Origin of the sequence: Catelliglobosispora koreensis DSM 44566 (assembly GCF_000379685.1) — a bacterium.
GTDB classification, from domain to species: domain Bacteria; phylum Actinomycetota; class Actinomycetes; order Mycobacteriales; family Micromonosporaceae; genus Catelliglobosispora; species Catelliglobosispora koreensis.
The window spans coordinates 196,918-220,910 of record NZ_KB903253.1 but is presented as its reverse complement, the minus strand read 5'-3'; the positions used below and the strand labels follow the sequence as shown (position 1 = coordinate 220,910).

21 protein-coding genes are annotated in these 23,993 nt (G+C 64.4%); 19 read left to right on the top strand and 2 right to left on the bottom strand.

The features are described from left to right. The first annotated feature begins 1 nt into the window (after window position 1). Window positions 2-358: a hypothetical protein gene (locus tag A3E1_RS0114775; protein WP_020521558.1), complete on the top strand. Its 357-nt coding sequence runs from the start codon at window positions 2-4 to the stop codon at window positions 356-358. Between the two features lie 228 nt (window positions 359-586). After that, the gene (locus tag A3E1_RS0114770) at window positions 587-4,825 is read left to right on the top strand and encodes a discoidin domain-containing protein (RefSeq protein WP_020521557.1); all 4,239 of its coding nucleotides are present in this window, start codon (window positions 587-589) and stop codon (window positions 4,823-4,825) included. Here the strand turns inward: A3E1_RS0114770 and A3E1_RS40315 are convergent. Continuing rightward, on the bottom strand, window positions 4,818-5,537 hold the full coding sequence (locus A3E1_RS40315) for a uroporphyrinogen-III synthase (protein ID WP_157631521.1): 720 nt from the start codon (window positions 5,535-5,537) through the stop codon (window positions 4,818-4,820). The genes A3E1_RS0114770 and A3E1_RS40315 overlap by 8 nt on opposite strands. Before the next feature lie 163 nt (window positions 5,538-5,700). Here A3E1_RS40315 and A3E1_RS0114760 point away from each other — a divergent pair, with 163 nt between their 5' ends. The 9 genes from A3E1_RS0114760 to A3E1_RS0114720 all read left to right on the top strand — a co-directional run bounded on the left by A3E1_RS0114760 (window position 5,701) and on the right by A3E1_RS0114720 (window position 15,853). After that, a complete protein-coding gene (locus A3E1_RS0114760; RefSeq protein WP_020521555.1) occupies window positions 5,701-6,951 on the top strand; it encodes a CmpA/NrtA family ABC transporter substrate-binding protein in 1,251 nt (416 codons plus the stop codon). After that, window positions 6,948-7,778 (top strand): nitrate ABC transporter permease, encoded by an 831-nt coding sequence (ntrB, locus tag A3E1_RS0114755; protein ID WP_020521554.1) that lies wholly within the window; start codon window positions 6,948-6,950, stop codon window positions 7,776-7,778. The genes A3E1_RS0114760 and ntrB overlap by 4 nt, the downstream gene beginning before the upstream one ends. Continuing rightward, window positions 7,775-8,563 carry an ABC transporter ATP-binding protein gene (locus A3E1_RS0114750; protein WP_020521553.1) on the top strand — a complete coding sequence of 263 codons (789 nt, stop codon included), beginning with the start codon at window positions 7,775-7,777 and terminating at the stop codon, window positions 8,561-8,563. Before ntrB ends, A3E1_RS0114750 begins: the two co-directional genes overlap by 4 nt. Window positions 8,564-8,638: 75 nt before the next feature. Further along, complete coding sequence (locus A3E1_RS45660) at window positions 8,639-10,249, top strand: SigE family RNA polymerase sigma factor (RefSeq protein WP_020521552.1); 1,611 nt, start codon at window positions 8,639-8,641, stop codon at window positions 10,247-10,249. A 202-nt stretch (window positions 10,250-10,451) separates the two neighbouring features. Continuing rightward, complete coding sequence (locus A3E1_RS0114740) at window positions 10,452-11,534, top strand: sugar ABC transporter substrate-binding protein (RefSeq protein ID WP_020521551.1); 1,083 nt, start codon at window positions 10,452-10,454, stop codon at window positions 11,532-11,534. Between the two features lie 62 nt (window positions 11,535-11,596). Continuing rightward, window positions 11,597-12,346 (top strand): ATP-binding cassette domain-containing protein, encoded by a 750-nt coding sequence (locus tag A3E1_RS0114735; RefSeq protein WP_020521550.1) that lies wholly within the window; start codon window positions 11,597-11,599, stop codon window positions 12,344-12,346. Further along, entirely contained in the window at window positions 12,346-13,530 is a 1,185-nt protein-coding gene (locus tag A3E1_RS0114730; protein ID WP_020521549.1) for a sugar ABC transporter permease, read from the top strand. Before A3E1_RS0114735 ends, A3E1_RS0114730 begins: the two co-directional genes overlap by 1 nt. 22 nt (window positions 13,531-13,552) lie before the next feature. Continuing rightward, window positions 13,553-14,701 (top strand): ROK family transcriptional regulator, encoded by a 1,149-nt coding sequence (locus A3E1_RS0114725; RefSeq protein WP_020521548.1) that lies wholly within the window; start codon window positions 13,553-13,555, stop codon window positions 14,699-14,701. 75 nt (window positions 14,702-14,776) lie between these two features. Further along, a complete protein-coding gene (locus tag A3E1_RS0114720; RefSeq protein WP_020521547.1) occupies window positions 14,777-15,853 on the top strand; it encodes a hypothetical protein in 1,077 nt (358 codons plus the stop codon). On the opposite strand, the gene A3E1_RS49135 is transcribed toward A3E1_RS0114720, so the two are convergent. Next, on the bottom strand, window positions 15,846-16,148 hold the full coding sequence (locus A3E1_RS49135; RefSeq protein ID WP_026208449.1) for a GNAT family N-acetyltransferase: 303 nt from the start codon (window positions 16,146-16,148) through the stop codon (window positions 15,846-15,848). The genes A3E1_RS0114720 and A3E1_RS49135 overlap by 8 nt on opposite strands. Window positions 16,149-16,251: 103 nt before the next feature. On the opposite strand from A3E1_RS49135, the gene A3E1_RS0114710 reads away from it, so the two are divergent. Genes A3E1_RS0114710 through A3E1_RS0114675 form a run of 8 tightly spaced genes read left to right on the top strand, consistent with a single transcriptional unit; the run spans window position 16,252 to window position 23,988 of the window. Next, entirely contained in the window at window positions 16,252-17,373 is a 1,122-nt protein-coding gene (locus A3E1_RS0114710) for an inositol-3-phosphate synthase (protein WP_026208448.1), read from the top strand. Continuing rightward, window positions 17,346-18,260 (top strand): SCO3242 family prenyltransferase, encoded by a 915-nt coding sequence (locus A3E1_RS0114705; RefSeq protein ID WP_245571180.1) that lies wholly within the window; start codon window positions 17,346-17,348, stop codon window positions 18,258-18,260. The genes A3E1_RS0114710 and A3E1_RS0114705 overlap by 28 nt, the downstream gene beginning before the upstream one ends. Continuing rightward, on the top strand, window positions 18,257-19,078 hold the full coding sequence (locus A3E1_RS0114700) for a sugar phosphate isomerase/epimerase family protein (RefSeq protein ID WP_020521543.1): 822 nt from the start codon (window positions 18,257-18,259) through the stop codon (window positions 19,076-19,078). The genes A3E1_RS0114705 and A3E1_RS0114700 overlap by 4 nt, the downstream gene beginning before the upstream one ends. Further along, a complete protein-coding gene (locus A3E1_RS0114695; RefSeq protein ID WP_020521542.1) occupies window positions 19,075-19,593 on the top strand; it encodes an EboA domain-containing protein in 519 nt (172 codons plus the stop codon). The genes A3E1_RS0114700 and A3E1_RS0114695 overlap by 4 nt, the downstream gene beginning before the upstream one ends. Further along, window positions 19,593-20,441 (top strand): TatD family hydrolase, encoded by an 849-nt coding sequence (locus tag A3E1_RS0114690; RefSeq protein ID WP_020521541.1) that lies wholly within the window; start codon window positions 19,593-19,595, stop codon window positions 20,439-20,441. The genes A3E1_RS0114695 and A3E1_RS0114690 overlap by 1 nt, the downstream gene beginning before the upstream one ends. Next, entirely contained in the window at window positions 20,441-21,577 is a 1,137-nt protein-coding gene (gene eboE / locus A3E1_RS0114685; RefSeq protein ID WP_020521540.1) for a metabolite traffic protein EboE, read from the top strand. Before A3E1_RS0114690 ends, eboE begins: the two co-directional genes overlap by 1 nt. After that, window positions 21,578-22,951, top strand: a complete 1,374-nt coding sequence (locus A3E1_RS0114680; RefSeq protein ID WP_020521539.1) for a nucleotide pyrophosphatase/phosphodiesterase family protein — start codon at window positions 21,578-21,580, stop codon at window positions 22,949-22,951. After that, on the top strand, window positions 22,948-23,988 hold the full coding sequence (locus A3E1_RS0114675; RefSeq protein WP_020521538.1) for a polyprenyl synthetase family protein: 1,041 nt from the start codon (window positions 22,948-22,950) through the stop codon (window positions 23,986-23,988). Before A3E1_RS0114680 ends, A3E1_RS0114675 begins: the two co-directional genes overlap by 4 nt. The last annotated feature ends 5 nt before the right edge of the window (window positions 23,989-23,993 follow it).

The following is a 23,993-nucleotide window of genomic DNA, read 5'->3' as shown; positions in this document are numbered from 1 at the left end:
CATGCGGGAAGAGGCCGGGCAGGATCGCTGGGACACGGTTAACTTAAGGCCGGATCAGTTTGAGCAGGTGCTCGCCACTGACGTGGTCGAAACCATCCGCATTGACCAGGCGATGGCGCATGTTATGGCCCGCCTTGAGGGCACGCCTCCGCCTCCTCCGGTTAGGACGGTCCGGTTCGGGGCGCCGATCGCGTTCTGCACGCTCGCCATCGTGTGTGGGTCAGCCGCCTTGTTAATCGAGAGCAATTTGTGGCGTGTGCCGTGGCGTCTGGCCGGCATCATCGGGTTCGGTGCGCTGTCCGTCATGAGTGGTGCCGCGGCGCTATTTCTGCTGATTGACCGGCTGCGCAAGCGGTAAAGCGACCTACAAACAGCCTGCGTAAGGGCCCCGTGCCCGATTTATCCACAATAGATACTCACCGTTGACGTGACCGAAGCACGTCTGTAACGTTTGGCCAACGCAGCGCAATTTTCATGCAAAACTAGGTTCGAATCTTTGCTTCCCAATGCAACTACTGCATGGGAGGGAGAGAGGGGCATTCCGCTCGGCCCTAACCCTCGTCCGTCCTAACGAGACAGGAATGTCATGAGATCCAAGCGCACTTGGCGGGTCATCGCGGCGTCTGCCGTGGCCAGCCTGTTGCTCCCCGTCGCGCCGTTTCCGGCCGCGGCGGCAGGCGGCCCCAACCTTTCCATTGGCAAACCCGCGGCAGTCAGCAGCACCAACGCCCCTTATGGGGCGGGCAATCTCAACGATGGCAACCAGGCCACTTACTGGGAGGGTACGAATAACTCGTTCCCTCAGCACGCCACGATTGACCTCGGCAGCCCAACGAGCATCGATCAAATCATCCTGAAGCTTCCAGCCGGCTGGGGTTCGCGGACCCAGACGCTGAGTGTGCAGGGAAGCCTTGACGGCTCAGGCTTCTCAACCATCGTCAGCAGTGCTGGTGTGGTCTTCAACCCCACGGCGACGATCAACTTCCCAGCCGCCACGACGCGTTACGTGCGTGTGCACATCACGGCTAACACCGGATGGCAGGCGGCGCAGATCTCCGAGTTCGAGATCTACGGGACGTCGACGTCAACGGGCAACCTGGCGCAGGGCAAGGCGATGGCCGAAAGCAGCCACTCCGACGTCTATGCCGCTGGCAACGCCAACGATGGCAATCAGGGCAGCTATTGGGAGAGCGCGAATAACGCGTTCCCACAGTGGCTTCAGGTCGACCTCGGTGCTTCCGTGGCCATCAACAAGCTGATCCTGAAGATTCCCTCCGGCTGGGGCGCGCGCACGCAAACCCTGGCTGTGCAAGGAAGTACGAACGGAACGTCGTTCACCGACATCGTCGCGAGCGCGGGCTACAACTTCAGTCCCACCGTGACGATCAACTTCAACACCACGACAACGCGGTATGTGCGGCTGAACATCACCGCGAACACCGGCTGGCCAGCGGGCCAGATCGCCGAGTTCGAGGTCTATGGCCCGGGCACGGGCGACACCCAGCCGCCGACGGCACCGTCCAACTTGGCTTACACGCAGCCCGCGAGTGGCCAGATTCGCTTGACGTGGAACGCTTCCACCGACAACGTGGGCGTGACGGGTTATGACATCTACGCCAACGGCACGCTGCGCAGTTCCGTTAACGGGACGACGCTGGTGTTTGTCGACAACCAGCCCGACACGGCCACCGTCACGTATTACGTGCGGGCCAAGGACGCGGCCAACAACCAGTCGGGCAACAGCAACAGCGTCACCCGCACCGGACAGTCGGGTGACACGCAGGCGCCGACAGCACCGTCCAACTTGGCCTACACGCTGCCCGCGAGTGGCCAGATTCGCTTGACGTGGAACGCTTCCACCGACAACGTGGGCGTGACGGGCTACGACATCTACGCCAACGGGGCGCTGCGCGCTTCCGTCAACGGCACGACACTGACCTACACCGACAGTCAGCCGGACACGGCCACGGTCAGCTACTACGTCAAGGCTAAGGACGCGGCCAACAACCAGTCCGCCAACAGCAACACGGTGACCCGGACCGGCACCCAGCCGCCGGGAAGCAATGTGGCGCAAGGCAAGCCGGTGACGGAGAACCACCACATTCACACGTTCGCCGCTACGAACGCGGTTGACGACAGCACGGCCACCTACTGGGAGAGCAACGGCGTTCCCGGTATCCTGACGGTGCTGCTCGGCTCCAACCACGTGACGGACCGGATTGTCGTCAAGCTCAACACCGACAGCGCCTGGGGTGCCCGCACGCAGAACATCACGGTGTTCGGCCGCGAGCAGAGCGCCAGTGGATTCACCCAACTGGTCGCAGCGGCCAACTACAGCTTCAGCCCGGCCAGTGGTAACCAGGTCACGATTCCGTTCGCGCAAACCGTCGCCGACGTCAGGCTGCAAATCAACTCCAACAACGGTGCTCCCGGCGGTCAGGTCGCCGAGTTCCAGGTCTTCGGCACTCCGGCGCCGAACCCGGACCTCACCATCACTGGCCTGTCGTTCAGCCCGGCCGCACCGTCGGAGACCGACAACATCACCCTCAGCGCCGTCGTGCGCAATGCCGGTGAGGTGGCGTCAGGCGCGACCAACGTCAACTTCTACCTCGGGGGTACTCAGCCAGCAGGCACCGCGAACGTCGGGGCATTGGCCGCTGGGGCACAAACGACGGTCAGCGTGAACATCGGCCCGCGCAGTGCGGCCAGCTACCCGTACAGTGCCAAGGTCGATGAGGCCAACAGTGTTGTCGAGAAGAACGAAACCAACAACACGTTCACGAGCGCCACGAACCTGGTGGTGCAGCCCGTTCAGAGTTCGGACCTCGTGTCGACGGTCAGCTGGAGCCCGGGCAACCCATCCTCCGGCAATGCCGTGACGTTCTCGGTGACGGTCCGCAACCAGGGCACGATCAATTCAGCGAGCGGAGCGCACGGCATCACGCTCACGGTGCTCAATGACACGGGCGGCACGGTCGCCACGTTCAACGGCTCCGTCAGCGGAGTCATCAACGCGGGTGCTAGCGCCAGCCCGGTGAACCTGGGTCCGTGGACCGCCGCCAACGGCCGTTTCACGATCCGTGTCGTGCTGGCCAACGACGGCAATGAGCTGCCCGTCAAGCAGGGCAACAACACGAGCAACACCTCCCTGTTCGTCGGCCGCGGCGCGAACATGCCTTATGACATGTACGAAGCCGAGGACGGCAGTGTGGGCGGTGGCGCTACGGTGCTCAGTCCTAACCGGACGATCGGTGACCTCGCTGGTGAGGCGAGCGGCCGCCGGGCCGTGACCCTGAACAGCACCGGGTCTTATGTTCAGTGGACGACGAAGGCGCCAACCAACACCCTGGTTACCCGGTTCTCCATTCCGGACAGTGCCGGTGGCACAGGCACCACGACGAACCTGAGCATCTACGTCAACGGCACCTTCCACAAGAACATTACGCTGAACTCCAGGTATGCCTGGCTCTACGGAGCCGAAGCCGGACCGAGCAACTCGCCCGGAGCCGGTGGGCCACGGCACCTTTACGACGAAGCCAACATCATGCTGAACTCGTCGATCCCGGCGGGCTCGACTATCAAGTTGCAGCGTGACTCGGGGCAAAGCATTGCCACGATTGACTTCATCAACCTGGAGCAGGTCTCGCCGCGGGCGAACCCGGACCCGGCCCGTTACAAGGTGCCAGCCGGATTCACCCATCAGGACGTGCAGAACGCGCTCGACGCGGCCCGTCAGGACGCCAACTCCCTTGGTGTCTACCTGCCCGCCGGCACGTACAGCACGGCCAGCAAGTTCACGGTGTATGGCAAGGCGACCAACGTTATTGGCGCCGGTATGTGGTACACCCGGTTCGAGACACCTCAGTCGCAGGAGAACACCAACGCCGGTTTCGATGTGCCGACGTCGGGCAACGGCTCCCGGTTCGAGGACTTCGCGTTCTTCGGCAACTACACCAACCGCATTGACGGCCCGGGCAAGGTCTGGGGCGAATTGATGAACAACCAGAACCTGGTCATCAACCGCACCTGGGTCGAGCACACCGTCTGCGCCTACTGGGGTGTCCACAACAACAACATCACCATCACCAACAACCGGTTCCGCAACACCTTCGCCGACGCGGTGAACTTCACCAACGACACCACCAACTCACTGATCTCCAACAACGAAGGCCGCGGCAACGGCGACGACGCGTTCGCGCTGTTCTCCGCGACCGATGGCGGTGGCTCGGTGGGCAACAACGGCAACGTGTTCGAAAACCTGAGCGCGACACTAACGTGGCGTGCCGCGGGTGTGGCGGTCTACGGCGGGTTCAACAACACCTTCCGCAACCTCTACATCGCCGACATGCTGACCTACTCCGGTTTGACCGTCAGTTCACTGAACTTCGGTTATCCGTTCGTCGGCTTTGGGCCTGGAATAACCACCTTCCAAAGCATCTCGCTGGTGCGGGCTGGTGGGCACTTCTGGGGCGGGCAAACGTTCGGCGCGATTTGGTGCTTCGCGGCGACCCATGATTACCGGGCGCTGAGATTCATCGACATCGACATCGTCGACCCGACCTATTCGGGCATCATGTTCCAGAGCAAATACCCGGAACAGAAGGCGGTCACGGACACCACGTTCAACGGGGTCCGCATCTCGGGCGCGCAAAAGAGCGGTGACGCGTTCGACGCCAAGTCTGGTTTCGGTATCTGGGTCAACGAGATGCCGGAAGCGGGACAGGGCCCGGCGATCGGGTCGGCCACCTTCACCAACCTGGTGTTCAGCAACAACTTCCAGAACATCAAGAACACCACGACCACCTTCACGCTGATCATTAACTAGTGGCTGCTCCTTCGACCACTAGGCGGTAACCGCGACGGGAGACTGTCGCGATCAGCCAGCTGCGTTCGCCGAGTGCGGTACGCAGCTGGCTGACCGTTTGTTCCACCCGCCTGACGGACAGTCTCGCCAGCGTCGACCTCGGCACCGGAGCGCCACGGCTATCGGCAAGCGCGCGCAACACGGTGGCCAGAGGCGGGTCGAGCGCTATGGCCCGGCCATCGACGAGCAAAGCGTTGCCCTGCAACACAAACCGGAGCCTCCCAGCGGTGAATTCGCGACGCTGTGCCCACAACGCCGCGGCGAGCGCGTGTTCCAGCAGCGGCCGTGCAAGACGAAGCGGCGGCTGGGCGGCGACGTCACTGGCAATCCCGGCCTGCCCGTTCGCTGGCACCGGCCGTCCTATTAAGACCGGCAACCCGCGTTGGGAAAGTGTCGCGACCGCCTCCGCATCGCCCGCGGCGATCACATCGCTGGCGAAAGCGGTGAGAACTTGGGCTTGCAGGCCGGTGCGGTTAGAGAGGCTTAGCAAGGCGGCGAGCATAGGCGCTGAAGCGAAGGCGACGGCGTGGACGTGCCGTTGGACGACGAGGCGGAGTAAGGCCGGGCGCGATGGCTCGGATAACAGCGCGCCTAGCCCGAGCAAATGGGCGTGGAAGCGGCCGGACTGTGGTCCGGACATCGCGATCGTGTAGCCGGTTAGCGTCATTGCCATGGCCGACAGACTCGGGATGGCTGGTTTCTGCGGTGTTGCCCGCAGACATAGCCTGCCGTAAACCTCCCTCACGCCCGGTCACCAGCGAATGTGCGCGCGGTATAACGGGCTGTTGACTAACCGGCAATGGTGGCGGCCGGCAGCGTCCCTACCGTCGCCCACTATGGACAACAATTTGCACCGCCGGAGGTTCCTGAGCCTCGCCGGTTCCGCGGCACTCGTGACAGCCGCCGGTGGCGCGCTGGCGGGTTGCGCGATCGGCGACAGTCAGGCGAAAACGCCTGAAAACATAAGCAGCAGCAAACCGGTCCGGAAGGTCAAGCTCGGCTTCATCGCCCTGACCGACTGCGCCCCGCTGATCGTCGCCAAGGAGCTCGGCATGTTCGCCGAGCGCAGCCTCGACGTCGAGCTAATCAAACAGGCATCGTGGCCGGTGACGCGCGACAACCTGCTCAACGGCGAGATCGATGGTGCTCACGCCCTGTTCAGCCTGCCGCTCGCGGTGGCGACCGGCATCGCCGGCAAGGCGGGCACGATGGACCTCAAAATCGCCTTGGTGCTCAACAACAATGGCCAGGCCATCACCCTGAAGAAGGCGTACTCCTCAGCCGGTTACGGTGACCTCGCCGCCGCCAAGGCGATGCTGGAACGCGAGGCGCCGAAGCTGGCGATGACGTTCCCGGGCGGCACGCACGACACCTGGTTGCGTTATTGGCTCAAGGCGACCAAGGCAGACGTGTCCAAGGTGCAGATCTCGGCACTGCCACCGCCCACGATGGTCGCCAACATGACCGCCAACAACATGGAGGGGTACTGCGTAGGTGAGCCCTGGAACGCCGTAGCCGTCCAAAACGGAGTGGGCTTCACGCACCTTGCCACGCAAGACATCTGGCAGCACCACCCGGAGAAGGCCCTTGTCGTGGGCCCGAAACTGACCAACGACAAGGACATCCTGCACGACGTCATGGCGGCGGTCCTCAAAGCACAGAAGTGGCTCGACGACTTGGCGAACCGGCCGAAACTGGCCGAACTGCTGGCTCCGGTCAATTACGTGAACACTCCGGCCAAGAACATCGAAGGCCGCCTGCTCGGTCAGTATGACCTGGGCGTGGGCCTGGGCAGCAAGACATTCACCGGCGACCAGATGACCTTCTACCGCGACGGCATGGTCCCGATGGCGCGACGGTCCTATGTGTACTGGTGGCTCGCCCAGTATCAGCGGTTCGGTTTGCTGAAGGAGACACCTGATTACGCCAAGCTGGCCGACGGCCTGATCCTGCGCGATGACTACGCCAAGGTAGCCGCGTCGGTAAACGTTCCAGTGCCAGATGACGACATGAAACCGTTCGTGGTCAAGCTCGATAACACGACGTTTGACCCGGCGAAGGTGGCGGAGGAGGCGAAGCGCCCATGACGACAACGTCGCTAGAGGCGGTCATCGTCCCCCGTAAGCGCGGCGGAGGCCGGATTCTTAAGCAGCTCAAGGGCTTTGGCTGGATGCTTGTCGGCCTGGCCGTGTTCCTCGCGTTGTGGCAATTCGCCGCGAGCGGGGAGGAGTCGGTGCCCACTCCGCTCGATGCGGCAACGACTCTGGGCGAGTTGTGGAGCGATCCGTTCGCCAATAGCACCAACGACAAAGGCATCGGGCTGCACCTTTACATCTCCCTGCAGCGCGTGTTCCTCGGATTCGCCGCGGCGGCGGTCGTCGGCATCACCCTCGGGCTGCTGATGGGGGCGATCCGGCCGGTGTGGCAAGCCATGAACCCCATCGTGCAAGTGCTGCGCCCGGTCTCGCCACTGGCTTGGTTCCCGATCTGGCTCTACATCATCAAAGACGCTGGCGTGTCAGCGGTGGTCGTTGTCTTTATCACGGCCCTATGGCCGACTCTTATCAACACGGCGGCCGGGGCCGCGGCGATTCCGCGCGATCAGCGCAATGTCGCCAAGGTGTTCCGGTTCGGGCCGCTGGCGTACCTCTGGCATGTCTTGATTCCCAACGCCCTTCCGCTCATCATCACGGGACTGCGGTTGTCGATGGGCATTGGCTGGATGGTCATCATCGCGGCCGAAATGCTCTCGGGGAACTCGGGCATTGGCTACTTCGTGTGGAACTCCTACAACGCTTTGGAGCTAGACAAAGTCGTCGCGGCCATTGTCTGCATTGGAGTGATCGGTTTGGCGCTCGATGCTGTGCTGCTGAGGATTTCGCGGCGTGTGACGCTGGAAGAGGTGCGGTCATGACGATCCGGATCACTGGTATCCGCAAATCCTTTAAACAGCAGGATGTCCTGCGCGGGATCGACCTGACGATCCAGGCTGGTGAGTTCGTCTCGTTCATCGGGCACTCCGGCTGTGGCAAGTCGACCCTCCTGAACATCGTTGGCGGGCTAACCAAACCGGACAGTGGCAGCGTGCTCGTTAACGGCCAGCCGGTAACGGCACCGGGCCCGGACCGCGCGATGGTGTTTCAGAACTATTCGCTCCTGCCGTGGCTCAGCTTGCTCGCTAATGTGCGCGTCGCCGTCCGGGAAGCCAGGCCGGACTGGAAACGCGAGCGCGTCGATGAGATGACCGAGCGGTACCTAACAGCCGTTTCCCTGTGGGAGCACCGTAATAAGCGGCCCGGTCAGGTGTCGGGCGGGATGGCGCAACGGGCGGCCGTGGCCCGTGCCTTCGCGGTTGGGCCGCGCACGTTGCTGCTCGACGAGCCGTTTGGCGCTCTCGACGCGCTCACGCGTTCGCGCTTGCAGCAACAGCTCATCGAGCTGTGGGGGCACGAGAGTGAGACCGAGACGGTCCTTATGGTTACGCATGGACTCGACGAGGCGATCCTGCTGGCCGACCGCATCGTGGTAATGTCGAACCCGCCCTATCAGTCGATCCGGACCATCATCGGCGTGCCGATCCCGCGCCCGCGCCACCGCACGACGATCGGGCACCATCCGGCCTATGACGAGATCCAGCAACAGCTCGTCGACCTCCTGATCGCCGACCACGTGGAGGAGCTAGCGGGAGCCGCGGCCTAACAAGAATGCCGGGGAGCGTGAAAGACTCCCCGGCATGCTGCAACCTGGCTTTCGAGGTCCGCGTGTTAGAGAAATGTGAAATTGGCGTCGCAAGGCTTTGACCTGGATTTTGACGGCTTCTACCAAGCGAACTTCCGGGATACGGTGTCTATCGTCTATGGACTGACGGCGGACATGCCGGAAGCGCAGGACATCGCGCAGGAGGCGTTCGTCCGCGCGTGGCAGCGCTGGGAAGCGCTTGTCAACTATGAGAATCCGGTGTTCTGGGTGCGCCGTGTGGCGGCCAATCTGGCGACCTCGCGGTGGCGCAGGGCGAAGGTGGCCGCCGCCTACCTCGTGCGGCAACGTCCCCTGGACACGATGCCAGAGCTGTCGCCAGCCAACATCGACATCATCAACGCCCTCAAGAAACTGCCCGTCATCCAGCGCAAAGCGATTGTCCTGCACTATCTCGTGGACATGGCGGTCGATGACGTCGCGGCGGAATTCGATGTTCCGGTGGGTACCGTCAAATCTTGGTTGCACCGTGGCAGAGCCGCATTGTCGGAACAGCTTGCTGACGAAGTCAGGATGGGCGCTCCGGCTCCGGATGTCAGGCAAGTGAAGCAAATAACTGGCCGACGCCAGGCTCAGCGCCGTATCGCCGCCACCGTCGCCGTCTTCCTGGCGGTGCTCATAGGTGGGCTCGCCTTGCTGAAACCCGGCCGCGACGGTGCGCCGCAGCCACCGGCGACGCCTTCCCCTTCGGTCAGCCCGTTGCCTATGGCTCCGTCGTTGCCGGCCTCTTGTCAGCCAGCGCTGCTGCCACTTCCGTCTGGATTGGAGGACGCCAGAAGCCGGGTTCGGGGCGGTGATCCCAGCGGCAAATATCTATACGGGACGGCGATTTCCGGCCAGGAGGTCCACTCTCTCATTTGGACCGACGGTGTGGTGACGGGGGTTTTCCCGGTCGGGCGTTTGCCAGCCAGCATCCGGGCGATGAACATCAACGGAGTCGCTGTGGGTGCGAATGGCTACGTTGACGGTCCACTGGCCCGCCGGGCGTTCTACGTCCGCGACGGCAAACAGGTTCCGATGCGCGGTGTGTGGCCCCACCCGGTCGCCATCAACGCGTCCAACGTGGCGGCAGGCTCGTCCGACTTCCGGCCAGCCGTGTGGCGTGACCTCGACAGGGAGCCCGAGTTTCTGCCGCTGCCACCTGGTTATAACGCGGGTACGGCTTACTCCATCCGTGACGATGGCTTGATCGTGGGCATCGCCGCGAAGGCCGACTCGGCCGCGAAGGAACCGGCCGAGGGGCTGGCGGTCGCCTGGCACCCGAGCGGGGAGATTCAGATTCTCGATCCGTCCGAACGCTATCCCTGGGTTTGGCTGGAAGGCGATTACGTCGTTATGGGAAGCTTTTCGGAGGGAACGAAGTATCTCAATATTCGGACAGGTGCGACGGGTGATTCGCCACAAGGCCGCATCAACAGACATGGCTGGCTCGTCCAGCCTGCCCCAGGCGGTGTGTCGATCACCGATGGCCCCCGGAGCATGGTCGTCAGCAAGAGGCAAATAGTCGCTGGCGCGAGCGAGCCGCAGACGATTTCCATCGTCGCGGTGTCGCCGGACGGCAGGGCGATGGCTGGCTATGCGCATTGGCTTGACGGGCACGAACGACCGCTCAGGTGGACCTGCTCCTAGACCGCTCCCAACGAGGGCCCGGGCGACCGCCCGGGCCCTCGTTTCGTGCGCGTTGCTGAATTGTTATCGCGGGCAACAAACTCGGGACTTGCGGAAATACGGCGGCTGAACATACGTTGTCGCTCACAACAAAACCCTCGGCAGCGACCGGTCGCGCTGATGCACAGCCCTAAATAAATCCCTAAGGAAGGATCTGAGCACCATGCGCAAGACGATCCTGGCCCTGACCGCCGGAATGCTGGCGCTCGGTGGTCTGGCCGCCTGTGGCGAAGATGCTGGCCCAGGCGAAGCCAAGAAGCCAAAGATCGGGGTAATCCTGCCCGACAGCAAGTCGTCGGCCCGCTGGGAGACCGCGGACCGTAAGTACCTTGAAGCCGCCTTCAAGGCCGCAGGCGTCGACTATGACATCCAGAACGCGCAGAACGACAAGGGCGCTTTCCAGACTATCGCCGAGCAGATGATCACCAACGGCGCGAACGTGCTGATGATCGTTAACCTCGACTCCGGCAGCGGCAAGGCCGTGCTGGAGAAGGCAAAAGCGCAAGGCGTCGCCACTATTGACTACGACCGGCTGACCCTCGGGGGATCAGCGGAATATTACGTGAGCTTCGACAACGAGGCCGTCGGCAAACTGCAGGGAACCGGTCTGGCCAAGTGCCTGACCGACAAGAAGGTGGCCAACCCCGTCGTCGCCTACCTCAATGGTTCGCCGACTGACAACAACGCCACCTTGTTCAAGAATGGCTACGACTCGGTCCTCAAGCCGAAGTTCGACAGCAAGGAATACACCAAGGGCCCCGACCAGTCCGTTCCTGACTGGGACAACGCCACCGGTGCCACGATGTTCGAGCAGATGCTGACCGGCGCCAGCGGCAAGATCGATGGCGTGCTCGCGGCGAACGATGGTCTCGGTAACGCCGCGATCACCGTGCTGAAGAAGAACAACCTCAACGGCAAGGTTCCGGTGACCGGTCAGGACGCGACGGTCGCGGGTCTGCAGAACATCCTTGCGGGCGACCAGTGCATGACCGTCTACAAGGCGATCAAGAAGGAAGCCGACGCCGCCGCGGAATTGGCTATCGGCCTGGCAAAGGGAACGAAGAAGCCGGTCTCCCAGAAGGTGATCGACCCGGAGACGAAGCGAGAGGTGCCGTCGGTTCTGCTGGAGCCGCAGGCGATCTACTTCGACTCGGTGAAGGCAGTCATCGCCGATGGCTTCGTCACCAAGGCCGAACTGTGCACGGCAGCGTTCGCGGCCAAGTGCACCGAGGCCGGGATCAGCTAGACCGCCCGCTATTACAGTGGCCCGGGTTACGGCCCGGGCCACTGCGATGAAAGGACGCAAACGTGCAAGCACCCCTCCTCGAATTGCGCGGGATCAACAAGAGTTTTGGTCCCGTGCATGTGCTCCGCGACGTCGCTTTGACGGTCCGCGCGGGTGAGGTGACCGCTCTGGTCGGCGACAACGGCGCCGGGAAGTCCACTTTGGTCAAGTGTGTTGGTGGAACGCACCAAATCGACAGTGGCGAAGTCTTCTACGAAGGCAACCCGGTGCAGGTGCACAGCCCGCGCGACGCGGCGCAGCTGGGCATCGAAATCGTCTATCAGGATCTGGCGCTCTGCGACAACCTGGACATCGTCCAGAATATGTTCCTCGGACGGGAACGCAAACGGGGCTGGGTGCTTGACGAGCCAGAAATGGAAGCGCTCGCGACGGCGACCCTCGCGGGGCTGTCGGTCAAAACGGTAAGCAGTGTGCGCCAGCCGGTGTCGAGCCTGTCGGGTGGCCAAAGGCAGATCGTCGCGATCTCCAAGGCCGTGCTGTGGAACAGCAAACTGGTGATCCTGGACGAGCCGACCGCGGCTCTGGGCGTCGCGCAAACGGCGCAGGTGCTTGAGCTGGTGCGCCAGCTGGCCGACAACGGGCTGGCCGTGGTGCTCATCTCGCACAACATGAACGACGTCTTCGCGGTGTCCGACCGGATCGCCGCCCTCTACTTAGGACAGATGGTGGCGCAAGTCAAAACCACCGACATAACCCATGCCCAGGTCGTCGAGCTCATCACGTCTGGCCGCAGTGAAGGGCTGGCCCAGTAATGAGAGAGTGGTTCGCTTCGGTCCGCAGGGGCAACCTCGGCGCGCTTCCGGCGATCGCCGGGCTGCTGGTGCTGTGCACCGTTTTCACCATCATGCGGCCGCGATTCTTCAGCGCCGGTAACTTCGCCAACCTGTTCACCCAGGGCGCGGCCGTCACGGTCATCGCCATGGGTCTCGTCTTCGTGTTGCTGCTAGGGGAAATCGACCTCAGCGCTGGCTTCGCCTCTGGCGTGTGTGCCGCTGTCCTGGCGATCACCCTCGATCAGCAGCAATTCCCTTGGTACGCAAGCGTTGGCATCGCGATCGCCACAGGACTGGTGATCGGGCTGATACTAGGATTCCTCGTAGCGAAGCTGAACATACCGTCGTTTGTGGTAACCCTGGCGGCATTCCTTGCCTTCCAGGGGATCGTGCTGCTCATCGTCAAGGACGGCAATATCGTCCCGGTGCGCGATGAGGTCATCGTCGCGCTGGCCAACAAGAACATGCCGCCGCTGCTCGGCTGGATCGTGGCTGGCGCTGGGGTCCTGGGATACGCCGCTATTCAGATCGTCTCGGCGGTTCGCCGCCGCGCGCGGCAAGCCACGGCTCCGTCGTGGAACGTGCTGGCGCTGCGGATCGGTGCCCTCGCCGTGCTGACGGTGACGGCGGTGTATGTGCTCAACCAGGAACGCAGCCGTAATGCGCTCATATCCTCGCTTAAGGGAGTGCCTTACGTAGTACCCCTTATCGTGGTGTTGCTTATCGCTGGAACTTTCCTGTTGCACCGCACCGCTTATGGACGGCACCTCTACGCCGTGGGTGGCAACCGTGAAGCCGCCCGGCGAGCCGGTATCAATGTGGACTTGATGCGCATCTCCGCCTTCGTCATCTGCTCGGGACTGGCCGCTGTCGGCGGCATCATCGCCGCGAGCCGGGCGACCTCGGTCGACCCGAACACCGGTGGCTCAAACGTTTTGCTCTACGCCGTTGGTGCCGCGGTCATTGGTGGCACAAGCCTTTTCGGTGGCAAGGGCCGCGTGCTCGACGCCATTCTCGGTGGCGCTGTAATCGCTGTGATTGACAACGGCATGGGGCTGATGGGCTACACATCGGGTGTGAAGTACGTTGTCACCGGCACCGTTCTGCTGCTTGCCGCGAGCGTTGACGCGCTTTCCCGCAAGCGGGCGAGCACCAGCAGTTAAGCCAGTGAGCAACGGGAGAGGAATGCGGGCATCGGCACCGAGCCAGGAGGAGATCCGGCGGCAGAATCTAGGCGCGCTCTTGCGGTTCGTGCACGAGCGTGGCCAGATGTCGCGGGCGGAACTCACGACGGAGCTTGGCCTGAACCGCTCCACCATCGGGGCTTTGACGGCAGATCTGACCGAGGCCGGCCTGGTGACCGAGGAAGCGCCTCGCGAAACTGGCCGGGCCGGAAGGCCGTCGCTTGTGGTCCGGGCAATGTCGGAGACGGTCTACTCCTACGCGGTTAGCGTTGAGGTGGACCAGATCCGGGTTGCCCGGGTCGGCCTCGGCGGCGTCATCCTGGATCAGCGCAGTGCGAGCCGTCCCCGGGGCGAAACGAGTGACCTAATCAGTCCGATCGCGACATTCATCCGGGACATGACCGGCGCTGGGCGTTGCCTCGGCGCGGGAATCGCGGTCGCGGGGATGGTCCGCCACGAGGACGGTGTGGTGCATCTGCACGGCGACCTTCCTATCGCGACACTCGTGCGGGAGCAGTTGCCGGATCTGCTTCCCCAGGTCAAAGTGGGCAACGTGGCCGACCTGTGCGCGCTCGCCGAGCACACCAGGGGCGTGGCCGCGGGTTGTGACAACGTTATTTACGTCTATGGCGACGTCGGTGTGGGCGCCGGGATCATCGCGGGTGGACGCCGGGTCACCGGGCACGGAGGCTACGGCGGGGAAGTCGGCCACATGGTGGTCAACCCGTCTGGCCGGCGGTGCAGCTGCGGCTCAAAAGGCTGCTGGGAGACCGAGATTGGCGAGCTGCCGCTGCTGGAGCTGGCTGGCAGCAACGAAACCGGGCTCTCAGCGGTGTTAGCCGTCGTCGACCGGGCCGCTCGCGGCGACGCCGTCGCCATCTCGGCGGTCCGTCACGTGGGCGATTGGCTCGGCTTCGGGGTCGCCAATCTGGTGAACATCTTCAACCCGGAGCTCGTGATCTTTGGCGGGACGTTGCGCGACGTCTATCTCGCGTCAGCCGCGCAGGTGCGCAGCAAGCTCGCCAGCATGGGCCTGGCCGCGACCCGTGAGCACGTGCGCCTGCGGACTCCGGCACTCGGGGTGGACGCCGCTCTCATCGGAGCGGCCGAGCTAGCCTTCCAGGCGCTCCTGGAAGATCCGCTAGCTTAGCGGCTCAAGTCAGCTCGCGGGGCAAAATCGCAAACAACGCGCGCCTGCTTGAAACCGCCCATACAGTCGGCAACTGTGACACGGAAACTGCTGCTCTGCGCGCTGCTGGCCAGCGCTTTCGCCTTCGCGGGAAGCCCCGCGGCCGCTGACCCGGCGCCAGCGCCCCCACTCCTCGTGCGCATTCAAGCCGCGGGAGCCGAAGCCAAAGTCGGTTACTCAGTGATGCTGCAAAACACCCGGCCCGATCCGCAAACGGTGATGGTGACGCAGAGCTTCGCCGAGGCACCGACCACCGTGTCGGCGTCAGGCGAGGCCAAAGTGGACGGTGGCGGCGCACAGTGGATGGCCGTAGAAGTGCCGCCGCTGCAAGCGGTAGTGCTGAGCACGGATGCCGTTTTCCCGTCGCTTTCCTCCTCGGCCCGCACGACGGTCTGCATCGCCGAGCCGCACGGTCCCGTGCGCGATTGTCTCGTCGGCGATCTGCCGCTGGCTATCGCTCAGGAGCGTTCCAGCGGCCCGTTCCCGTGGACGGCGGTTCTGCTGTGGACCCTCGCCGTGGCGGCCATCGGCGCGGGCGGGTACGCGGCGTACCGCTGGCGTGATCGCTGGATCCCCGGCCTGTTCGCCTGGATGCGCCCGCGCCGCAGTTTCCTCGCTGTCGTGGCCGCGGCCGTCGCGCTCGTCGTGGTTTCCGCGGGCATCCTTGGTTACGTGGCCAAGCGCACCAAGTCGGCTGTCTCGACCGCGACCGGGGCCAACAGCGTGCTGACGACACGGGGCCAGGAGTCGTTGCAGATCGGGTTGCCCGCGATGGCTGGCCGGGCTGAATTCACCGTCTACCAATGGTTCTGCCAGAACACTGAAACCCGCCGGTGTCAGGCGATCGTGTCCATCCGCAACACGGCCAGCTCGATGCAGCCTTGGCACCGGCGGATGCAGCGGCTGCACGAGACGCCGCAGAAGTGGGTCGAGCCGGATCACGACGCGACTGTCGCGGCCAACGGTGGCTCGGACATCTTCGCCGCGCCGTTAGCGGCAGGGGAGCGCCGGCTCGGGACGCTCGTGTTCACCTTGCCGGATCAGGAACCACTGTCGTGGCTGGAGCTTCGCGATGGCGCCTATCCCCGCGGCGTGTCCATGAACTTCAAATAACCCACGCATGCAGATGCATGTCGTGCCGGCCGTCGGCGTGGATGGCAGCGCTTCGCTTGGTTCCCTCCAGGACGAAGCCCGCCTTCTCGGCGACCCGGCACGACGCCGCGTTGCGGAACGAATGGTCGAGGTGCAGGCGGTGGAAGCCGGTGCCGAAAGCCCAAACGCTCACCGCGCCCAGGACACGCAAACCGCCTTCAGCATCGATGATCGGCTGCGGGGTGGCGGCTAAGCTGCCTGCGGGAATGGCTGACTGTGTCGTGAGGACATACGTCACGCACTTATCCTCCAGCATGGCGGAAGTTTTGCTCAAATCGAAAAAACTAAGTCGCACTATCTAGAAAGTTTTGCGTATACGGATTTAATATGGCCGTCACTAAGACGTGACGGAGGCCCTTGTGCGCACCGGAATGTGGCTGATCGGCGCTCGTGGTTCAGTGGCCGTGACCAGCATCGTTGGAGCGCTAGCCGTGCGTGGTTCGTTCGCCGGACCGCCCGGTTTGGTCACCGAACTGCCCGCCCTGCGCCACCCGGCCATCCCAGCCCTGAACGATCTCTACATTGGAGGGCACGATAGCGCGCCCTTGTGCCTCGTCAAGAAGGCGCAAGATCTCGCCGCGGCCGGGGTGCTGCCAGCTCCCATCGTGCAAGCCGTGTTGCCGGAGCTGAATTCGCTTGAGGGCGAGGTGCTTCCCGTGCCCACGGGACGCCATCAGCTCGAGGTGGCCCAGCGTGCCGCCGATGACCTTAGGCGCTTCCAGGAGCGGCACGATCTCGACCGGATCGTGGTCGTCAACGTCTCGGCGACGGAACCCTTGCGGCACTTCGACGGTGACCTCGGCATGCTGCAAGAAGCCATGCGCGCGGGGCAGGTGCTGTCGTGGAGCTCGCTTTACGCCCATGCCGCGCTCAGCGCTGGCTGCTCCTATGTGGACTTCACGCCGTCGACCGGTGCCCGGATTCCCGCTCTGCACGAACTAGCCCTGGAGAACCAAGTTCCTTACGCCGGGCATGACGGCAAGACAGGCGAGACTCTGCTGAAATCGGTGCTCGCACCCATGTTCGCGATGCGTCACCTGCAGGTGCGCTCTTGGTCGGGGATCAACCTGCTCGGCGGGGGAGACGGCGCGACACTAGCCGAGCCGGGCGCCAATGCCGCCAAGGTGGCCAGCAAGCAGCGCGTGCTGCGCGAGACGCTGGGCTATGAGCCTGAAGGGCAAACCCGCATCGATTTCGTACCAGACATAGGCGACCTGAAGACGGCCTGGGACCTGATCACGTTCAGCGGTTTCCTCGGCACGCGCATGCGGCTTGAGTTCACTTGGCACGGCTGCGATTCCGCGCTCGCCGCACCGCTCGTGCTCGATCTGGCCCGCCTGACCGCCGCCGCGCACGCTCAAGGGTTGAGTGGTCCCTTGCCCGAACTCGCGTTCTTCTTCAAGGATCCTCTCGGTGACGTGCCGCACGGTCTTGCCGCCCAATGGAATCTGCTGTGCGACTGGATCGGTGGGTGGAGCTGATGTGGCGCGATCTGCTTGAGCTGGTGCGAGCCCCAGCCGCGCTGTCGGTTCCGGGTGACGCGATCGCGGGAGCCGCGGCGGCTGACTGTGTGAGCGGCAGGACCGCTGGGCTGGCCGCGGCCTCTGTGTGCCTCTATTACGCGGGCATGGCGGCCAACGACTGGGCCGACCGTGAACTGGACGAGATCGAGCGCCCGGAACGGCCCATTCCGTCGGGACGCGTTACCCCGTCGCAGGCGCTGACCGTCGCCAGTGGACTGACCGCGGCGGGGCTCGGCATCGCCGCGCTGGCCGGTGGGCGACGGGCGTTAAGCGTCGCGGTTCCGCTCACGGCGGCGATCTGGGCCTACGACCTCAAGTGGAAGAACACCGCTCAGGGACCGGCCGTCATGGCCGCGTGCCGGGGGCTCGACGTGCTCCTGGGCGCCAGCGGCGGACGTATCACCCGTGCCCTGCCGACAGCGGCGGTCGTGGCCGCGCATACCTACGTCGTGACCGAACTGTCCCGCCACGAAGTCCACGGCGCCGACGCTTCCCTCGCCCGCAAAACCCTTCCCGCCACGGCCGCCATCGCGGCGGCCGCCACCTCGCTAACGCGCCCATCAGGCACCCCTTCCCGCCCGGCGCGCACATCGGGAATGTCCGGAGTGGACAAGGGCGCTGCCGCGGCCCTCAGCGGCTGGTATCTCAAGCGATTCGGGACGGCGCAACGCAAAGTCATGGACAAGCCGAACGCGGAGCATGTCCGTGCCGCTGTTGGGGCGGGGATCATGGCGTTACCCGCACTTCAAGGCGCTTTGACGGCCCGCCAGGGCAGGCCGGTGCTCGGGGCGCTGGTGGCCCTAGGAGCCGCTCTCGGCAAGCGTCTGGCCAGGCGGGCGACATGACGCTGCGCTTCGGCTACGGCACCAACGGTTTCGCCAACCATCGCCTTGAGGACGCTTTCGCGGTCATCTCCGACCTCGGCTACGAGGGCGTGGCCCTGACACTGGACCACAACCACCTTGACCCCTATGCCCCCGGGCTCGGCTGGCGGGTCGAAGCGGTCGGCCGCCTGCTCGAACGGTATGACCTCGCTGTCGTCATCGAAACAGGCGCCCGCTATCTGCTCGACCCGTGGAACAAGCACGCGCCAACTCTGCTCGACGACGACGCCAGCAAACGCATTGGCTTCCTCAAGCTCGCCATCGACATCGCGCACGACCTTGGCGCCGAAGCGGTTTCGTTCTGGGCGGGCGTGTGCCGCGCCGACACCGAAGTCGCTTGGGAGCGCTTGGTTCGCGGGTGCGCCGAAGTCGCTGAAGCAGCCGACAGCCGCGACGTCATGCTGGGCTTCGAACCCGAGCCGGGCATGCTCGTCGAGTCGCTGTCTGACTGGCATCGCCTCCGGCACGATCTCGGCCAGCCGCCACGCTTTGGGCTCACGCTCGACATCGGGCACTGCCGGGCGGTCGAGCCGCTGCCGGTTGACGACTGCGTTCGCCTTGCCGGGCCTTATCTCGTGAACGTGCAGATAGACGACATGAAACGGGGCGTGCACGAGCACTTGGAGTTTGGGGAGGGCGAGATCGAGTTTCGGTCCGTGCTCACCGCTTTGTCCGAAGTGGAATATGACGGCCTGGTCGCGGTGGAGCTACCGCGCCATTCGCACGCCGCCCCGGCCGTCGCCGCACGGTCGCTGACCTATCTTCGGGAGCACTCATGACGTGGCTTGAAGACGCTGTAACGGCCGTGGCAAAGGAGGCCACCGCGATCCGGGCGCTGTTTCCCGCCGCGGGACGCCGGGCTGGGCGCGACAACGCCGACGAGGCCAGGGCGGCCCTCCTCCTGGCGTTATCAGGCGAGAGCCTGGCCAAAGAGGTCGCCGGCCTCTACCACCATGGCGACAACGACGAGAAACGGGCCGTGCTCAAGACGTTGCCGTCTTTGGACGTGGGCGACGGCTGTGTGGAGCTGCTCCGCGATGCCTTACGCTCCAACGACTCCCGGCTGATCGCGGCGGCACTCGGCCCGTACTCCCGCCATCTGGCCGACGCTGAGTGGCGCCAAGGCGTGCTCAAGAGTGTCTTCATGGGACTGCCGTTGTCGTCTCTGCACGGGCTTGACGAGCGTGCCGACGCCGAACTGGCGCGCATGCTCGGCGGCCTGCGTGACGAACGCGAAGCGGCGGGCCGCGTTATGCCCGCCGATGCCGTTGCCCTGCTAGAGAGGCTGGCCTGATGCGCATCTTCGACCCGCACATCCACATGACGTCGCGCACGACCGACGACTACGAGCGCATGGCGGCCAACGGGGTGACAGCCGTGGTGGAGCCGGCGTTCTGGCTCGGCCAGCCCCGCACCAGCGTCGGCTCCTTCACCGACTACTTCGACGCCATCATGGGCTGGGAGCCCTATCGTGCCGCGCAATATGGCATCACGCACCACTGCACGATCGCGCTGAATCCCAAGGAAGCCAACGATCCCCGGTGCCGTGAGGTGCTTCAGGTGCTGCCGCGCTATCTGGTCAAAGACCGCGTGGTGGCCGTCGGCGAGATCGGCTACGACTCGATGACCCCGGAGGAAGACGAAGTCTTCGCTCAGCAGCTGCAATTGGCACTAGCACACGACCTGCCCGCTCTGGTTCACACTCCCCATAGGGACAAATCAGCTGGTACTCAGCGGAGCCTGGACGTGGTCAAAGAGTCCGGCATAGAACCGGGCCGGGTCGTGCTGGACCACCTCAACGAGGTCACCGTGGCATCGGTCCTCGAGACCGGCTGCTGGATGGGCTTCTCGATCTACCCGGATACCAAGATGTCGCCGGATCGCATGGTGGTGATCCTGCGTGAATACGGCCTGGACCGCATGCTCGTGAACTCCGCCGCGGACTGGGGAAAGTCGGACCCGCTGCTGACCGTGCGCACCGCCGAGGCCATGGCAGCAGCGGGTTTCACCGCTGACGAGATCGACAAAGTCCTGTGGCGCAATCCGGCCGAGTTCTACGGGCAGTCGGGGCGGCTGGACCTCGGTGAAGCCGAAGCGGGCGGGGCGTTTGAGGGCAACACGATTCTGCGCGGCGGTTCGTGATGCGAGCCGGCCACCTTCACTTGGCTTACTGCACTAACGTGCACCCGGCCGAGGACCTCGCCGGCATCGTGGCACAACTGGACCGCTTCGCCGTACCGGTGCGCAAAGAACTTGGCGTGGACGTGCTGGGCCTCGGGCTGTGGCTGGCCGCCCCCGTGGCGGCGGCGCTCGCGGCCGACGCCGGCCTGCGTGCGAAGTTCAAGCACGAACTAACGAGCCGCGGCCTGGAAACGGTGACGTTCAACGGCTTCCCATACGAGGCGTTCCAGGCCCCGGTCGTGAAGTACGGCGTCTACTATCCGGATTGGACGGATGAGCAGCGGCTGCGCTACACCCTCGATCTGGCAACGGTTCTCGCCGATCTGCTGCCCGATGACGCGGTCCGTGGCTCGATCTCCACCCTCCCGTTGGCGTGGCGCACGCCGTGGGATGCCGAGCGCGCGAACGCAGCCCACGCCAATCTCAACGCGCTGGCGGCAGGGCTGCGCCAACTGCCGCGCCTGATCCGCGTCGCCTTTGAGCCTGAGCCAGGATGCCTGATCGAAACGACAGCCGATGCCATTACTCACCTTCGGCCGGCAGCCGCCTGGCGCGAAGGCGCCGGCATTGACCTTCACGGGTGGGAGGGCATCGACACCGGACATCTCGGCGTGTGTGTGGATCTGGCGCACCTGGCGTGTGCGTGGGAAGAGCCGAAAGTCGCGCTCAAAGCGCTGGAGGAAGCGGGAATCCCCGTCGTCAAGGCACAGATCTCGGCGGCGCTAGAGGTCGCCGATCCGGATAGAGCGCGGGCCGTGCTGGAGTCCTATGTCGAGCCGCGGTTCCTGCATCAGACGCGGGCACAGGGCGGCGACGCGTTTGACGATTTGCCGCAAGCGCTTGAAGCACAAGCAGACGGCCCGTGGCGCGTGCACTTCCACGCCCCTATTCACGCCGCCGCGCTCGAACCGCTGAGCACCAGCGTGGACGTGCTCACTGAGGGCATCGACGCCCTCGTGGCGGCCGGTGTCGACCACCTCGAAGTGGAGACCTACACATGGGGTGTGCTGCCTGCGGCGAGCCGCCCGGTGACGGATCGGGATCTGGCCCGCGGGATCGCCGCTGAGCTGAGGTTCCTCAAGGAAAGGGTGTCCTGAATGGACCGGCCAACCCCTCTGGTCGTGCTGAACGTGGTGGGTCTGAACCCCAGCCTGCTTGAGCACATGCCAAACCTGCGGCGAACGTGCCAGCATTCGTCGCGGCTGGAGCCGATCCTGCCTGCCGTGACGTGCAGCATGCAGGCCACCCTCCTGACCGGTGAAATGCCCCGTGAGCACGGCATTGTCGGCAACGGCTGGTACTTCCGCGATCTCGGCGAGGTGCTGTTGTGGCGCCAGCACCATGCGCTAATGGGCGGCGAGAAACTCTGGCAGGCGGCGAGGCAGGTCTATCCTGATTACACGGTCGCCAATGTCTGCTGGTGGTATGCGATGGGTGCCGACGTGAACTGGACGGTCACCCCGCGGCCGATCTACCGGGCCGACGGGCGTAAAGAGCCTGACTGCTACACGTTCCCCGCTGACCTGCACGATGAGCTGCCCGTGTTCCCGTTGTTCAGCTACTGGGGACCGGGGGCGGGGATCGCCTCGTCGAAGTGGATCGCCGAGACGGCGCAGCACCTCATGCGCACGAGACAGCCGGACCTGACGCTGGTCTATCTTCCGCACCTGGACTATGACTTGCAGCGGTTCGGGCCGCACGGGCCAGAGGCGATCAAGGCGGCGGTGGAGCTCGATGAGGCCATCGCGCCAATGCTCGGCGACTGCCAGGAACGCGGCGCGACCGTCGTGGCGCTGTCTGAATACGCGATCACGCCAGCGGATCAGCCGGTGCACATCAACAAGCTGTTGCGTGAACACGGCCTGCTCAACGTGCACACGCAGGACGGCATGGAATACCTCGACCCGTGGACTTCCCGCGCTTTCGCCGTCGCCGACCACCAGATCGCCCATGTATATGTGCGCGACGAGGCCGACCTCGCGACCGTGGCCAAGCTGTGCGCCGATCTCAAGGGCGTGGCCAAAGTGCTTGACGCGCAAGGGAAAGCTGAACACGGCCTGGACCATCCGCGCTCCGGCGAACTCGTGCTCGTGGCCGAACCGCCCGCTTGGTTCACCTATTACTACTGGCTGGACCCGGCGATGGCACCCGACTTCGCGACGCATGTCGAGATCCACCGCAAGCCCGGCTATGACCCGGCGGAGTTGCTTTTCGACCCGGCCGGTCCCGGGGCCGCCAAGGGCCGTGCGGCCAAGGCTCTTCTCAAGAAAAAACTCGGCATGCGGTACCGGATGAATGTCGTCGGTTTGGAAGCCGGAGCCAGCGCGATCCGTGGGTCGCACGGCATGCTGCCACAGAGCGCGGCCGATGCGCCGGTTTTCCTTAGCTCTCAAGCGGAAGCGGCCCCGGCGGCGATAGCCGCGACGGAGGTCAAGAAAGTGCTGCTGCGGCTGGCTGGGCTGACGCCATGACCATCGCCCCCGCGCCGGCCGCGCTCGCCTTCCGGGTAGACGAGGTGCTGAGCACGTTCTTGCGCCAGCAGGAACCGTCCCCTTTGCTGGACGCGGTGCGGCGCTTCGTCAGCACCGGTGGCAAACGGATGCGCCCAGCCTTTTGCTACTGGGGCTGGCATGGCGTGGCTGAGGCGGGGGCCGACGACAACCCGGCCATCTTCGCCGGGGCGGCGCTGGAGCTGTTTCACTGTTTCGCGCTGATCCATGACGACATCATTGACGCGAGCACCATGCGGCGGGGCAAGCCCTCACTGCATGAGGAGTTCGCCGGCTGGCATGAAGACCAAGGCTGGCAAGGCGATTCGCAGGCTTTCGGCCGCAACGCCGCTTTGCTGGCTGGAAACCTTTGTGCGACGTGGGCCGTGGCGCTGTTTGACCAATGTCATGGCCCGCCCGCTGCCAAGGCTCTGTTCACCGTGACGCGTGCTGAAGCCATCGCGGGGGAGTTCCTGGACATCACCGCCCAGGCGCGTGGCAGTGGCCCTGGAGCGGTCGAGCGGGCCTTGCAAGTCGCCAGGCTGAAGACAGCGCGTTACTCAATCGCGCGGCCCCTGCAGATCGGGGCCGCGCTCGCCGAAGCTGACGAAGCACTTCTGTCGTCTCTGGAAGACTTCGGTGACCTTCTAGGTGAAGCATTCCAATTGCGTGATGACATCCTTGGTGTCTTCGGTGATCCCGCGCGCACGGGAAAGTCTGTTTTGGACGATCTGCGGCAAGCCAAGCCCACCGTGCTGCTCGCCCTGGCGTGGCGAAGGTCGAATCGCCGCCACGCGAAGCTTCTAAGAGAGATCGTCGGGCAGCCCGATCTCGATGAGCAAGGTGCCGCGGCGGTGCGTGACGTCATGATCGGCACTGGTGCGCTAGAAGAAACGGAAGCCCGGATTGAGCGCAGCCATCGCCAGGCGCTCAAGGTCCTGAACTCGCTATACATAGGCGAGACAGCCCGGGAGAACCTGCGTGAGCTGGCCAACTTTGCCGTTTCCCGGCGAAGTTAATTATG